General features: G+C 53.1%; 15 protein-coding genes and 1 other annotated feature. Of the genes, 2 read left to right on the forward strand and 13 right to left on the reverse strand.

Features of this window, described 5'->3' with window-relative positions:
- Positions 1-77 precede the first annotated feature (77 nt).
- From IGR76_11180 to IGR76_11190, 3 genes are all read right to left on the reverse strand, one after another.
- The gene (locus tag IGR76_11180) at positions 78-2210 is read right to left on the reverse strand and encodes a cation:proton antiporter (protein MBF2079054.1); all 2133 of its coding nucleotides are present in this window, start codon (positions 2208-2210) and stop codon (positions 78-80) included.
- Between the two features lie 316 nt (positions 2211-2526).
- Positions 2527-3504: an isoaspartyl peptidase/L-asparaginase gene (locus tag IGR76_11185; GenBank protein MBF2079055.1), complete on the reverse strand. Its 978-nt coding sequence runs from the start codon at positions 3502-3504 to the stop codon at positions 2527-2529.
- Between the two features lie 50 nt (positions 3505-3554).
- The gene (locus IGR76_11190; protein ID MBF2079056.1) at positions 3555-3710 is read right to left on the reverse strand and encodes a DUF2256 domain-containing protein; all 156 of its coding nucleotides are present in this window, start codon (positions 3708-3710) and stop codon (positions 3555-3557) included.
- A 167-nt stretch (positions 3711-3877) separates the two neighbouring features.
- Between IGR76_11190 and IGR76_11195 the strand changes: the two genes are divergently transcribed.
- Positions 3878-4711 (forward strand): RNA methyltransferase, encoded by an 834-nt coding sequence (locus IGR76_11195; protein ID MBF2079057.1) that lies wholly within the window; start codon positions 3878-3880, stop codon positions 4709-4711.
- Here IGR76_11195 and IGR76_11200 read toward each other — a convergent pair.
- Positions 4696-5070, reverse strand: coding sequence for a GNAT family N-acetyltransferase (locus tag IGR76_11200; protein MBF2079058.1), 375 nt, complete (start codon positions 5068-5070; stop codon positions 4696-4698). The genes IGR76_11195 and IGR76_11200 overlap by 16 nt on opposite strands.
- Before the next feature lie 130 nt (positions 5071-5200).
- Entirely contained in the window at positions 5201-6556 is a 1356-nt protein-coding gene (locus IGR76_11205; GenBank protein MBF2079059.1) for a pentapeptide repeat-containing protein, read from the reverse strand.
- A 202-nt stretch (positions 6557-6758) separates the two neighbouring features.
- On the opposite strand from IGR76_11205, the gene IGR76_11210 reads away from it, so the two are divergent.
- Positions 6759-8549 carry a CapA family protein gene (locus tag IGR76_11210; GenBank protein ID MBF2079060.1) on the forward strand — a complete coding sequence of 597 codons (1791 nt, stop codon included), beginning with the start codon at positions 6759-6761 and terminating at the stop codon, positions 8547-8549.
- 103 nt (positions 8550-8652) lie between these two features.
- On the opposite strand, the gene IGR76_11215 is transcribed toward IGR76_11210, so the two are convergent.
- The 8 genes from IGR76_11215 to secE all read right to left on the reverse strand — a co-directional run bounded on the left by IGR76_11215 (position 8653) and on the right by secE (position 14048).
- A complete protein-coding gene (locus IGR76_11215) occupies positions 8653-9330 on the reverse strand; it encodes an N-acetylmannosamine-6-phosphate 2-epimerase (GenBank protein ID MBF2079061.1) in 678 nt (225 codons plus the stop codon).
- A 21-nt stretch (positions 9331-9351) separates the two neighbouring features.
- Positions 9352-10404, reverse strand: a complete 1053-nt coding sequence (locus IGR76_11220) for a pentapeptide repeat-containing protein (protein ID MBF2079062.1) — start codon at positions 10402-10404, stop codon at positions 9352-9354.
- Between the two features lie 202 nt (positions 10405-10606).
- Positions 10607-10999 carry a 50S ribosomal protein L7/L12 gene (gene rplL, locus IGR76_11225; GenBank protein MBF2079063.1) on the reverse strand — a complete coding sequence of 131 codons (393 nt, stop codon included), beginning with the start codon at positions 10997-10999 and terminating at the stop codon, positions 10607-10609.
- 83 nt (positions 11000-11082) lie between these two features.
- Complete coding sequence (locus tag IGR76_11230) at positions 11083-11613, reverse strand: 50S ribosomal protein L10 (protein MBF2079064.1); 531 nt, start codon at positions 11611-11613, stop codon at positions 11083-11085.
- Between the two features lie 74 nt (positions 11614-11687).
- Positions 11688-11853 (reverse strand) — a sequence feature (ribosomal protein L10 leader region).
- Positions 11854-11920: 67 nt separating this feature from the next.
- Positions 11921-12637, reverse strand: a complete 717-nt coding sequence (gene rplA / locus IGR76_11235) for a 50S ribosomal protein L1 (GenBank protein ID MBF2079065.1) — start codon at positions 12635-12637, stop codon at positions 11921-11923.
- 90 nt (positions 12638-12727) lie between these two features.
- Positions 12728-13153, reverse strand: coding sequence for a 50S ribosomal protein L11 (rplK, locus tag IGR76_11240; GenBank protein ID MBF2079066.1), 426 nt, complete (start codon positions 13151-13153; stop codon positions 12728-12730).
- Positions 13154-13161: 8 nt separating this feature from the next.
- Positions 13162-13824 carry a transcription termination/antitermination protein NusG gene (nusG, locus tag IGR76_11245; GenBank protein MBF2079067.1) on the reverse strand — a complete coding sequence of 221 codons (663 nt, stop codon included), beginning with the start codon at positions 13822-13824 and terminating at the stop codon, positions 13162-13164.
- On the reverse strand, positions 13824-14048 hold the full coding sequence (secE, locus tag IGR76_11250; protein MBF2079068.1) for a preprotein translocase subunit SecE: 225 nt from the start codon (positions 14046-14048) through the stop codon (positions 13824-13826). The genes nusG and secE overlap by 1 nt, the downstream gene beginning before the upstream one ends.
- Positions 14049-14299 lie beyond the last annotated feature (251 nt).

The raw sequence follows: 14299 nt of genomic DNA on the forward strand, positions 1-14299 counted from the left end.
ACTGAAGGAAACGCCTTATTCTCAATACGGTGTGCTTCTTGCTGTGACCAATTACGAAATTTTTAAGGTGGTGCGTCTCAATCCATCGAGCTGGACACTTGAGGCTGGGGGACGGAGGATGAAACTGTATCCGGCTCAGGTGCTTTATTGACTGAGCTTGATTCCTGAGATGTGTTAGCCTTGGTATCCCCTTCGGTCTTGCTCTCGGTCTGAGAATCCGACTCAGAATCGGACGCCTCTGCCGAAGTCGCGATCGCGTCCTCCGCCTCTGGTGCGGGCGGTGGAATCGGAACCGGAATTTCCTCCACCTCCGGCAGTTTTTCAACGGCTAATCGTTTTGGCTGGCGACCCCCAGATAGGCGTTTCAGCAGCTTAGGCCGAGGATCGTGGAGCAGATAAATGATGCGATCGCCCGCCTGAAACTCATCCGTTGCTGGAACAACCTGAAGCGAGTCCTGTCTTTCCATCAAGAGGGGCACGAGTTCCCCAGCCCGAATCAGCGCTTTTAAATGGGCTTGCTGGAAGAGGAGACCCTCCTCGCGCAGCGTGGTCTCACCCAGTTTAACGGCATCATCCTCCACATACCGATTCCATGTTTTGAGCGACATCTGCTCCATGAAGGCCGTCTGAAACTTCACATTACTCGGCGCACTGGGCTTTGTTACCCCATTATTCGCAGGCTTAGTGCCAGTGCCTTCCGGAGGGGGAGAACCGGGGACAACAGCCAAAACGCGAGGGGGCTGAAATTCCTCGGCGGCACGCTGCGCCAGAACGGAATTAACTTCGCCATTACTGGTCATGGCTAGGAACGTCCCGACGGCACCCAACCCCGCTTCCTCCAGCGCTTCGGTGTCCAACGCACTGCGGGCAATCACCGTCAAATTATCTTTCTTGGCTTCGCGGCAGGCGTCTTCATCCGTGTCGATCAAAACCACCGTCTCCCCCCGGTCTTGAAACATTCGCGCAATGATGCGGCTAACGGGATTACACCCCACAATCACCGCACCTGTGGCTTCGGTGGAGGTGACCCGTAGCAGTTTCGCTGCCCATCGTGCCGTTAAGCCTTGCAGTAAAACCGTGGAAATAATCGTCAGGAATACCAAGGCTTTGACCGCATCTCCGCCGCTAATTCCCCGTTCTGTCAACAGGATCGAAAAGAGGGAGGCAATAGAGGCCGCAATAATTCCGCGCGGTGAAATCCATGCCGTAAACAGCTTTTGTCGCCAGTTTAAGGTGCTATTCCAGGTGCAAATCCAGACACTGATCGGGCGCACGACGAACATCAGCACCGCTACGGTAAAGATGGCACCCCGACCCAGCACGACGATACTCGCGATCGATAAATCGGCGGCTAGTAGAATGAATAGCACTGAGACCGCTAAGATTGTGAGCTGACCTTTGAATCGACGAATTAAGCGCTCATCGGGTACTTCTGAGGCACGGAGTGTGATGCCTGCCACGACGGTTGCCATCAGTCCGGCTTCACTGCGAATCGTCTGCGCTAGACCGAACAAGCCCCACAAGCCAGCCAAGACGACCAAATTTCGGAGATCTTCCGAAAGAAAGCGGGCGCGTTTCAAAATCTGAGCCAAGAGCCATCCGCCGAGGATGCCGACTCCCGTACCAATGCTGAGCCGCAGAAACAATCCGCTCACGACCAGCCAGAGATCTGCATCGCCGTTTAAAATGACATCCAAAACTACGACAGCGAGGATGGCTCCGACCGGATCAATCAGGACAGACTCTCCTTCCAACAGCGTGGCCACCTGCCGATCAACTTGCACCTGTTTTAACAACGGGGCAACGACTGTTGGGCCAGTCACCACCACGAGGGATGCATAGAGGAAGGAGAGCGGCCAAGGAAACTCGCCCAGCCAATGGGCGGCAATGCCACCGCAAATAAGAGTAATGAGGGTGCCAATGGTGACGAGATTTTGTAAACTGCCGGATACCCGACCCAATTCTCGAAGCTGGAGGTTTAGCCCCCCTTCAAACAGGATGACCGCGACCGAAAGCGAGACGATCACTTCTAAGCCGATCCCCAACATTTGGGGATGGAGAAGCCCCAAGCCATCGGATCCCAGGAGGATTCCGAACAGGAGCAGGAACACAATGCTGGGAACTTTGAGATAGTCCGCTAAAACCTGAGCGCCAATCCCGGCCACGATGGTGAGCACCATCTGGATCATGATTTCGAAGGAAGTATCCATAGGCTCTTAGGTCAAATCGGCTTGGCAACGCGGTACGCCAGGAGGGTGAAGGCGATCGCGCCAAGAACATTACCCTGGTGGACACGTCGGGCAAATACAAGCGCTAGGTATAGTGAGAAGACTGTAGGGATACAAAGGCAATATCCAGGACGACAGCAGACACTAATGGGGGATCAGCGTCCATACATATAAAGTTACCCAGTTCATTCAGGATATCACCATTTTCTGAAGCAACGGCTGGGGTACCGCTGTAGTATTCATGCAGATGAGCGATCGCCCCAGCCCTGGATTATCAACCTCTAAGCGAGGTTCAACCCTAGCATGAGCCTGTTTGCAACCCGGTAGGAAGCTCCAACGTATCGCCAATGATTTCACCCGTATGATAGGCCGCCAGCAGGACATCACTCGTTTTGCCCCAGGCGATCGCCCCTTCGCTGCTAATGCCGATCGCGCCTAAATCCCGATGGTTATTCTGCGCTTCCCGGAAGGATCGCTCAAAGGCTCCAGCGAGGGAAAGCCCATCAGTCACCCGGATCGCAATCCGAGCTGCCAAACACTCGTCAATGATATGTTCACCAATGCCCGTACAGCTAATGGCGGCCTGTTCGGTGGCGTAGTTGCCCGCAGGCATGGCAGAATCACTAACCCGGCCAATGCGTTCAAAGCCCTTGCCCCCGGTGGACGTGCCCGCAGCCAGATGACCGTGGTGATCCAGGACAACGACGCCGATGGTGCCCCGTCCGGCCTCGCTGTCTAGCGCATGTTCCCCGACTTCATCAATGGCGAGTTCTGGCTCTGCAATTACGCTGGCCATGTCGTGGCTAAAGTCGCCGCGCCGTTCTTGGATCCACTCTTGCAAGCGCAGTTCGGTCAGCGGATCGTGGAAGGGCAAGCCCAGTTCGCGAATGAGCACGGCAGAGCCATGATCGGAGAGAACGCGATCATCACTGCTTTGCAGAAACTCGGCCAAGTCAATCGGATTTTTGACATTGGAAACGTTGATTACGCCGCTGAATCGCTGGGCTGTGCCATCCATCAGGGACGCACTCATGCGAATTTGACCGTCGGATTGCAGCACCGATCCAGTGCCGGCATTGAATCGAGGATCATTTTCGAGCAGATGACAGCCATAGATCACCGCTTCCTTCGCCGTTGTACCCTGATGGAGTTTGGCGTAGACATCTTCCACAATGCGATGCAGAATTTTGCGAACGGCATCCACGCCGCCCTTGCTGTGGAGAGAGCTTCCGGCTCCACCGTGGATGATGAGTTTCGGTTGGTAATGCTGCGACATAAATCGGAATGACTCCTGAAACGGTGGATAGGACTCAAGAATAGAAATAGTTAGGGTTCTGCGGTGTTGCGACGACGACGACAGCGTTCAGAACAGTACTTCACTTCGTCCCAGCAGTCGGCCCATTTCTTACGCCAAGTGAATGGACGCTGACACACAGGGCAAACCTTGGTGGGTAAGTCGGATTTTGAGCGAGCTTTTCCCATAGGAGTAACGAAGTTCCTTGCGCGATCGCCTAAATCGTCACAATTGTAAGAGGATCAATAGGGGCAACAAAGAATTTAATTTAACAATATTTTTAGACATTTTGGTGAGACAAGGCGCGAATTTGGCGATCGCCCCATCGCTTGTTCACTCGATTTGAGAACTAAGTATGGATAGGAAACCCGATGATCCGATTGTGCAAACGCTATCCTCGGTGCGAATCGTGTTGGTGGAACCTGCGGGCGATCGCAATGTTGGGGCGATCGCCCGGGTCATGAAAAATATGGGGTTGTATCGCCTAGTGATTGTGCAGCCTCGCTGTGATTGCTTTGGGGAAGAAGCGCGAATCATGGCCGTCCATGCTGAGGATGTGTTGACCTCGGCTCAGGTTGTGGATTCATTGCCGGATGCCCTCAAGGGGTGTCAGCGGGCGATCGCTACCACGGCTCGCGATCGCGATACCGGAGATGTGTTGGAGGAACCCCGATCTGCATTACCTTGGTTAGTCCAACCGCTGCTATCGGGTGAGCGACCTGAAACCGCACTGATCTTTGGCCCCGAAGATCGCGGCCTCAGCAATGCCGAGCTGAACTATGCCCAGCGCTTTGTTCGGATTCCCTCTAGTGAGGTCTACCCGTCGCTAAACTTGGCGCAATCGGTGGCGGTGTGTGCCTACGAACTGCGGCAATCGATTTTGAATCCAACGCCCTTCGTGGCTGAGGTTGTGTCGCAGCCCTCAGCGGATCTCGCGTCCTTGGATGAACTCGAAGGCTATTTTGAGCAGTTGGAATCGCTGTTGCTGCGGATTGAGTACCTGTATCCCCACACGGCAGCAAGTCGGATGGAAAAGTTGCGTCGTCTGTTTAAGCGGGCAGGATTGGCATCTCAGGAAGTGGCGATGCTGCGGGGAATGCTGCGTCAGATGGCTTGGGCCTTGGACGGGACGGCTTCACCGGAAATCCCTAGGGAAGCGATCGAGCGTTCGACTCAGAGCGATCGCTGAAAATGAAAGCCTGAAATGGTCATGCCGTGCCGGAAATAGAATCGATGGGCGAGCGATCGCTGCACCCCGCTATCAAGCTGAAGGGACACGCAATCCTGAGCTTTCGCGTAATCCGCTAACCAATGCAGCAAGGCCGCACCGTACCCTTGGGAGCGATCGCCCTCTGCCGTTACCAGGTCATCCACATACAGAATGCGTCCGTTCACCAGATTTTCCATCATCCGAAATCCGGCTACGCCTGTCACCTGGCTAGGATCCTCTTGGCGCACAACGTAAGCAAGTTGATATCCTTGCTGTTGCTGGCGTTGTACCCGCGTACAAAACTCCCCCAAGGTCAGATGGGGACGGAGTTGCACCATCACCGGAAAACAGGCGACAAGTTCGGCATGGGAAACGGCTTGATCTGGGGTCGGATCAATCGCTGATTCGCAAACTGGGACAGAGTAATTCAAAACTCAAAACTGAGAACTCAAACCTCAAAATTTAGGATCAGACTTCCTCTGGAGACGGATTAGCCTGAACGCCCTGTCGCTCCTGGGCTAACAAATCTGGAATATCCCCACATCCTCCTGGTATGGTGGCACGGGTTTTGGCTCCACCCCAGGCGCAACAGTACCAGCGTTGCTCTTCAGACATGCGCTGGGCTTCGGTGAAGTCTGCGTTTTCGACGACGGCTCCGGTGTATTCCCCGGTTTGGTAATTGGGGATGCCGTCGCGGGTGCGGGGGGTGGCGGTTTTCGCAGAACCGTAGAACAGGCGGGCACCCATCAGATCTGCACCGGATAGATCGGTTCCGTACAGAATCGTTCGCGATAGGTTGGCTTTGACTAAATCGCAGTCGCTAAGGTTTGCCCGGATCAGATTCACATCGCTGAGATCCGTCCAGCGGAGGTCGGTGCCTGCAAGGTTCGTGTTTGCGAGCATGACGCCCAGATCAATGACGCGAATGCCATAGTCGCGATCTTCGGCGTAACCTCCGGTACCATCGAGAATGGCGCGTCCCAAGCGGCGATCGCGCTTCAGCGGGGTCAAGAGTTTAGAGCGAGAGAGAAACCGCAGTACTTTGGCTTTACCTTCAGCATCAGCACTGCTGAGGATGGCAGCAGTTCGACCTTCCGCGATCGCCCGTTCTTGAGGCCAGTCTTCTAGTAGACCTTCTTCGTCGAGTACGAGATCGGAAATCCCTTGAAAATAGGAGTCGATGGTTTGTTGTTGGGTGATTAAGTTCTGCTGGGTTGTGAGATCCTTCTCAATCACATACTGTCGCCATGCCACGTAGAGTGCCAGGATGGCAATCAAAATTTGCCCCAACGCGCCAAAGGCATCTCCCAAGGCACCCACGGCATCCCAGTTCACCTGCGTCCAGAACAGCCGCACTCGAAATTTCAGATCTGTGAACTGAAGCAGCGATGCCATCACGAACCCCAACGCGACCAGTGCTAGAATGAGAGCCCGCTGCTGGTCGGTCATGACCGTTTGGAAGAAGAAGCGGATCTGGGGAATGATCACGCTAAAGGACAGCACCATGGCCACGATCGCGCCTGCCAACGATAGCCAGGGCAGATCGATCGCCATTCCTGCGGCAATGACGGCGATCGCCACCAGCAGTAACGGCATAACCAGCGATCGCTGTCCACTGCGCCGCCGTGTTTGGGGGCCAGACGGTCGGGGTGCTAGTCGGTTTGCAGAGTGCTTCACAGGCATAATTGGCGGTGGAGAAGTGGGTAAATCTTCGCCAAAGTCATGGTCAAACTCAGAGTTCAGGTTGGAAGTATTGGATGGCGTAGCGCCATTGGTGCTACTCGTGCTGGAACGGTTGGATAGAGGGGTGGGATCGGAACTCATGAGCCGTAGGATAACACCGACAGGTTGGTTTGCGCTTATCGCTTCTATAGCATAGTCAGGATCACCGAGAAGTGGTACACACGACGATACGCTTGGCTCATTCTCTCGGAGAGAATTCTAATGTCTCGAAACTCTAGATTCAGTGTAGGATTAGGAGAATTCTCCGGTTATGATCCCTAGATATACGGGAAATCGCTACATCATGAAACTCGATGTTTATTCGGCAACCGAACTTCAGCAGCGAGCCCAGGCAGGCGATGTCCAGGCGATCGCTTATTGGCTCAACGTGTATTTGCTCCCTCAACAGCAGTGTGCGCGAGTGTCACCGTTGAGTTCGGGCTATCTCGATATTCAGGTGCGCTGTCGTACGGTTCCCGATGGCGATCGCCTGTTGCAGGTGATTCATGAACGCCTTTGTTGCCTCCGCCTGCCAAACCTACGGGGAACCAAGATCCAAATTTCAGTTGATCGCCCCTACCCTCGTGTCTTAGAAGATCGGTTTTTAATCTTTCAGCCTGTAGGTTCCTCGGTTCAGCCTGCTCAAAAGCGATCGTCTCAGGTCTCCAAGTCGATCCCTTGGCCTAAGCTTCCGATTTCATCCCTCACGCACCATCTTCAGCATGGGGGAACGGCAATCTATGGACACGCGAAAGGCTGGGCGTCCGCCGTTCGAGATTTTGTGACGGCTGAACATGTTCCTGTATCAAGGCCTGCAGCGGCAATCCGACCGTCAAAATCCCTAGATGCACCATTGCTGCGTCCGCCTGTTCTGCTGGGAGCGGCGATCGCTACCTTTGTGATTGGCTGTAGCTACGAGGCGTTAACCTACTACAACACATCGCCGCTGCGGGCGTCTTCGCGGATTTTGCCCTCTGTACCTGTGCCTAGGGTGTCTAGAAGCGATCGCCCCCTACCTACGGTCGTTGATACGATTCAGGTTGGTAAGAAGCAGGTGCCTGTGTATGCCGTGCCGTCAAGTAACGCAGGGAAAGGGGCGATCGCCCTCCTCTTTACTCCCGCTGCCGACGGGGAAGATCCGGTGGCGGTGGCGATGGCGCAGTATCCATCGGATGTGGTCTTGATGGCACTCGATTCTCCGAGCCAAGTTTCTCGTGTGGTCTCGGATGTCCTCGCTCCTTCAGGTCGTCTGAAGGTGACAGATGCCACTGTTCCTCCTGCAAATCAGGCGATCGCCCACTTATCGGGGCAATTTATGAAACAAGCAGGGAACGGATCTGCAACTCGTGCGCGTAATACGTTGGAATGGCAGGGGATTTATACAACCCGCCCCACACAGCGTCCGTCTGCTGAAAATCCGCCGCTGATTGTAGAGATTAAAGGTCAACGGGTGGCGTTTCTGAGCTATACATTTTCGGATGCCCAAGATTCGACCCTGGATGCCGTCCGAACTCGCTTGGCCGATGATATATCAAACCTTCGCGATCAGGTGGATTGGATCGTGGTGAACTATGATACCAGTGATTCCCTGGCATCCTATCCTGCTGATTGGCAGACCAGCGCCGCTCGATTTGCCATTGATCAAGGCGCAGATGTGGTTGTGGGCTACAGCGCAAGTGTAGTGCAGGGCGCAGAGCGCTATCGGTCTGGGGCGATCGCCTATGCTCTGGGCACCCTGGATAGTGAAGACTCTGGGGCGTCAGCATCTGATGCGAGCGTTCCCGTCGCCTTTCAGGTACAACTCCGGCGCGATCGCCCCGTTCAAGCCGAGTTAATTCCAATCACAGCAGCAGATTCACCGACATACCACCGTTCTGTGCTCTACCTTCAGCAAGCCTCCGGATTGTTTAGTACTCCGATTCCCGCTCCTATAGAGGATTCAGAGGTGGATGCAGATTCCTCTGGGACTAATCGAGATGTCCTGAGTAAAGATGATGAACGGCGGTCGCGCCTCACAGAGCAAGACGAACAGGATAGCCTGGATAGTTTTACGACGGATTCTATCGCTGCCGAAGACTCAAGCACAGAGCGGTAAGATGGGTGAGCGAAGCGTAACCCATGCTGTTAAGACGCTTTGGCCTTCAGAGCTGAGCTATCGACAACTTAACCGGGACACCTCGGAGATTCCGTGCAACCTACTACTGCAGTGCAGCACTGTAAGCGCTCACCTGGATATCAATTCCCGTGATAGCAGTCCCCACCACGACTGTATAGGCCCCTGCCTCCAAAGCATGGCGTGCCATTTCAGGGGACGAAATCCCACCCTCGCACACCACCGGAACCTGAAGTTGTTGCGCCATTTGGGTGACGAGGTCAAAGCTTGGCGGTTTTTGATGCTGAGTGTCGGCAGTGTAGCCGTACAAGGTTGTGCCCACTAGGTCTGCGCCTGCCTTTTCGGCGGCGATCGCGGCTTCTAGCGTATCCACATCGGCCATAACGAGCTTGCCAAGTTGATGGATAGCGTCAATCATCTGCTCAACGGTTTCTCCATCAGGACGGGGACGCACTGTTGCATCAATCGCAATGATGTCTGCTCCAGCCTGGGCGATCGCCTCTGCATGATGAACCTGAGGGGTGATGTAAACATCGCATCCCTCAAACACTTGTTTCCAGAGTCCAATAATAGGCACGTCTACCCGTTGGCGAACGGCACGAACGTGATCAGGGGTATCGATACGCACGCCCGCTGCACCTCGTTTAACCGCAGCCTGGGCGATCGCCGCAATCATGTCTGGATGATGCAGTGGAGAATCCACTGGAGCCTGACAGGAAACCACCAGCTTTTTGTGAAGACTTTGAAGCAAATCTGTTGCCAACGTTCCGACCGTGAAAACTCATCAAGCGTGGCGTACGGTTCCGTCCGGCATGGTCACGTTTACCAAACGCGCACCCACCAGTTTTACCATGATTTGATTGCCAAACCCGATCTTGGCATTGGTGAGATCGGCTCCCGTCAGATCGGCTCCGCTCAGGTCAGCCCCAATCAAATTAGCTCCTCTCAGGTTTGCCCGTTGAAGATTCGCCTGGAGTAAATTAGCTCGAAACAGCTTTGCCCCCTCCAAATTTGCATCGGAAAGGTCAATCTTATGCAAGAATGCATCGCTGAGGTTGGCACCCTGGAGATTCGCCCGACTCAGGTTGCGACCTGATAGATCCTTCTCCTGTAAATCTGCACCTTGCAGGTTAGCCCCGCTCATATCAGGAGTTTGAGGGCGTGGCGATGAAGTTGGGGGCTGCGGTTGGGGCGATCGCGCCACTGAAGATGCAGCATTAGAAGCGGCTGTGTTTGAAGCCGATGGTGGCTGATAGTAGTAGCTCCCGTAGGACGGATAGCCCGAATTGTGCTGCGGTTGGGATGGATAGGAGGGAGGGTAGGTTGGCCGCGGCGGTGGATAAACAGGCGGCGGTGGCTGATACCGATACCGATTGTTATAGACCGAGTCTGAGGATTGGGTGGTTTTGGGTGGTTGATAGGTGCGTGGCTCAGGCGGTTTTTGGGGGGCTTGATAGCTTCGGGATGCGTCTGAACGAGGTGTTTCGGGTTGAGGAGAGGCGGCGGGTGAGGACGAATAGGATGGGCGTGGCGGATAGGATGATCGAGGTGCATGGGGACGGTGATGGGTTCCCGCATCGCGATGATGGGAACGATAGGGAGAAGCAGGACTATTGCGCCGAGCTTGGGTACGGGAATGGTGCAGCTTAAGGCGATCGCGCGCATGGTTGATCTCTTGAAGCTTCGCGTGGGCCTCTGCTTGTTTTTCAGGATCATCCTTGGGTTGGCGATCAGGATGCCAGATCTTCGCCATTTCCTTATAAGCCTGGCGCACGTCTTCAAACGATGCCCCAGGCTTCAATCCCAAAATCTTATAGCACTTCTCTAGTTCATCCATTTCATCACCATAGCATCTTCTCCCAAAAGCGATTCATGCCAACAAACGTCACATACTAAAGACTTTCTTTGATTCCAACCCAATCCCTGCGCTTAATGGTCTCTAGTGCCGCTCTGGAGGGCATAAAAAAGGGAGGCGATCGCCTCCCTAATCCTCGTTTCGTACAGCTTAGAATGAGCCGTACGAGTTGCTTTTGTTAAGCCTACTTTACGGATACCTTGGCACCAGCTTCTTCAAGCTGCTTCTTCGCATCTTCAGCGGCATCTTTCGCAACGGCTTCTTTAACAGCCTTAGGTGTTGCTTCTACCATATCCTTCGCTTCCTTCAAGCCTAGGCCAGTCAGGGCACGAACGACTTTCAGAACCGCAATCTTCTTGTCAGCCGGAACTTCATCCAGAATAACGTCGAATTCGGTCTTCTCTTCTTCAGCTTCAGCAGGAGCCGCAGCAGCACCAGGCATGGCCATCATCATGCCACCCACAGGAGCCGCAGCACTCACACCAAACGCTTCCTCGATTTGCTTGACGAGTTCAGCCGCTTCCAGCAGAGTCAGGCTTTTTAGCTTCTCAAGAATTTCATCAGTTGCAGCAGACATTTCTAATCTCCTTTGTTGAACCAAAACAAAACATCAATCTTGAATTGCCCCCATGAATGGAGCAAACAATCCAGACAAGCGTTCTAAGCCGCTTTGTCCTGCTCGGATACCGCCTGAATACCGCGAGCCAAAGACGAGGGAACCTCTTTGATACCCACAGCAACTTTGGTCGCCAGAGCATTGAGGGCACCTGCGATTTGAGCGTAAAGCTGCTCCTTGGACGGCAGATCTCCTAGGGCTTCAATCTGATCTTTTGTGAGGGCTTTACCCTCCATTACGCCGCCGCGCAACTCAGTCTTTTTAGACACCTTTTGGAATTCCTTGTAGGCTTTGACTGCGCCGGAGACATCCTCTTTAACGACTAGGAATGCAGAGGATTCCTTCAGGAACTCCTGCATCGGCTGCCAGTTTTCGTCTCCCTCAACGGCAATCCGCATCAGGGTATTTTTAGTGATCTTGCAGACACCGCCTTTCGCACGCAATCGATTGCGTAAGTCAGCAATTTCAGCTACCGACAGACCTTTGTAGTCGATTACAAACGTCAGCTGGGCATCGCTCAGAAGCTCTTTGAGTTCTGCAACGATCTCCTTTTTATCTTCTAACGTTCTCCCCATTCCATATCACCTCCTTGTAAGCGGGGACAGTTACCAAACTTTTTCACCCAAACCCATAAGCTCTAAACGCATGTCCATAGAAAGCAAAACCCCGACGAAGGAATGCCGGGGCTGACTCATCTCACGATTGCTTAATCCGGTTAAGCGGAAAAGGTCTTCGAGAAGCGAATGCTCCCTCGGCAGGATAATTCAGCTAACAATGTCAGCACCTGCTGTCTACGGTTGCCTATGCAGTTTTAGAGAATGTCCCTTGACGTCCTCCTGGACTTCCTATCCAGCGTTGGGTGAATTAAAAGAAACTCAAAATTTAAGCAGCATCCGTTAACTTTAGGTCACGGAGTGCGTTGACATCAATTTGGATCGAAGGACCCATCGTAGATGATACATAAACGCTTTGCCAGTAGCGACCCTTTGCGCCTGAGGGACGGTTCCGATCAATACACTCCTGCAATGCCTTCAGGTTCGTCAACAGGTCTTCAGCGGAAAACGAAACCTTACCAAACATAACATGGACAATACCTGTCCGGTCAGCTCGGAACTCTAATTTTCCAGCTTTGAACTCCGAAATCGCCTGAGCAACGTCAAAAGTAACGGTTCCACCCTTGGGGGAGGGCATCAAGCCCCGAGGTCCCAATTGACGCCCAAGCTTAGCGACCTGAGGCATCATATCCGGGGTAGCCACGAGGACGTCAAAATCCATCATGCCTTTCTGAATCTCATCGATTAGTTCCTCAGAACCAGAAATGTCTGCGCCAGCGTTTGACGCTTCTGTAACCTTCTCACCGCGGGCAATGACCGCCACACGCACAACCTGCCCTGTCCCCTTCGGTAGAGCAACCGTGGTTCGCAACTGCTGGTCGGTGTACTTCGGGTCGATGCCGAGTCGAATGTGCGCTTCTGCAGATTCGATAAACTTAGCCGTTGCAGTTTCCTTCAGGAGTTGCATCGCTTCCAACGGCTCATATGCCCGGTCTTCAACCTTACTTTGCAGCTCTTGTAATCGACGTGATACTTTTTTAGTCATTTATCCTCCTTCGGGGTGCAAACGAAGTCTAGCCTCTCCCCCATAAACTCGTAATCGTTGTGAAAAAGCTGAATGCTCTAGGGGTAGTCCCTAGTCCGCAACCGTAACACCCATGTTACGGGCAGTACCCTCGATGATGCGCATAGCGGCTTCAATATCATTCGCGTTCAAATCCGGCATCTTGGTTTGAGCAATGTCTCGCAATTGATCACGAGTCAGTTTGCCCACCTTTTTGCTATTGGGTTCGCCAGAACCTTTTTCAATACCCAATGCTTTCCGAATCAAAACGGATGCAGGGGGTGTCTTGAGGATGAACGTGAAACTCCGATCTTCGTAGACGGAAATTTCAACCGGGACAATAAGTCCAACCTGGTCAGAAGTTTTGGCATTGTACTCTTTGCAAAATGCCATGATATTGACCCCATGTTGACCAAGGGCGGGACCAATTGGAGGAGCTGGGTTCGCTTTCCCTGCGGGAATGGCCAGCTTAATAATTGCAACAACCTTTTTTGCCATTGACTAAACTAATCCTGCTTCTGAACTTGGTTAAATTCCAACTCAACAGGCGTATCCCGACCAAAAATGGATAGCAACGCCTTCAACTTGCTGCGCTCTGGACTCACTTCAATGACTTCACCTTCAAAGTCCTTGAATGGGCCAGATAAAACAACAATCTTGTCCCCTGCGGCCATGTCAACCTTGACTGTGGGCTTCTGTTCTTGAGCACGCTTAAAGATGCGCTCGACCTCCGCCGAACCTAGGGGCATGGGTTTTACGTGACCTCGACCTCGGCCATACCGACGCTTTTGCTCTGCTCCAACGAAGTTAATGACGTTTGGAGTGTTCTTTACCACCTGCCACGCTTCATCATCCATCACCATGCGAATGAGAACGTAGCCTGGAAAAACCTTTTCATCAATCTCCTTGGGCTTGCCTCCCTTCGTCGGCTTTAAGACCGGAGTCTGAGGAATCTCGATTTGCAAAATGCGATCGGCTACATCCAACGTTTGGATGCGCTGCTCCAAGCTCATCTTGACGCGTTTTTCACAACCCGAAGCAACTTGAACAGCATACCAACGCGAAGACTTTTGTGCCTGCTCGGTAAGATGCTCTTGATTGACGTCGTAGTCTGACGTATCGGAGAGCGAAAAATCATCTGGCATTGGAGCATCGGATGAAAAAGTCATCAGAACACCTGCTTAGCGGCCCAACTGAACAATTTGTCAGCGAAGAAAATCAAAGTGGCGGATAAGCCAACCATTAGAATCACAGCAATAGATTCACTAATGAGCTGCTGACGGCTCGGCCAAACAACCTTATCCAGTTCCTCGCGTGTACCTTTGAAAAACTCGTTTAGGTTGAAGCCGTTGCCGGACGATTCCTGCGCGATCGCATCTTCTTTCTTCGCCATAATGGTCTTCACTTACTCCTAACAGTCCGTTAGCTGAATACTCAACATTGAGTCGAGAGAACAGTTTTGAACCTTACCTTGACTTCAGACAGTAACAACTACCTCACTCTTTACTCATCCTTAGGGCTTGGATTAAATGGCTATAATCACGCCACAGCATTTGCAATGCTTACCAAGTTATCCCCTCGCAATGAATCAGCGCGCCCTGGAGGACTCGAACCCCCGACATCAGGTTTTGGAGACCTGCGTTC

Source organism: Synechococcales cyanobacterium T60_A2020_003 (assembly GCA_015272205.1).
In the GTDB taxonomy this organism is placed as follows: domain Bacteria; phylum Cyanobacteriota; class Cyanobacteriia; order RECH01; family RECH01; genus JACYMB01.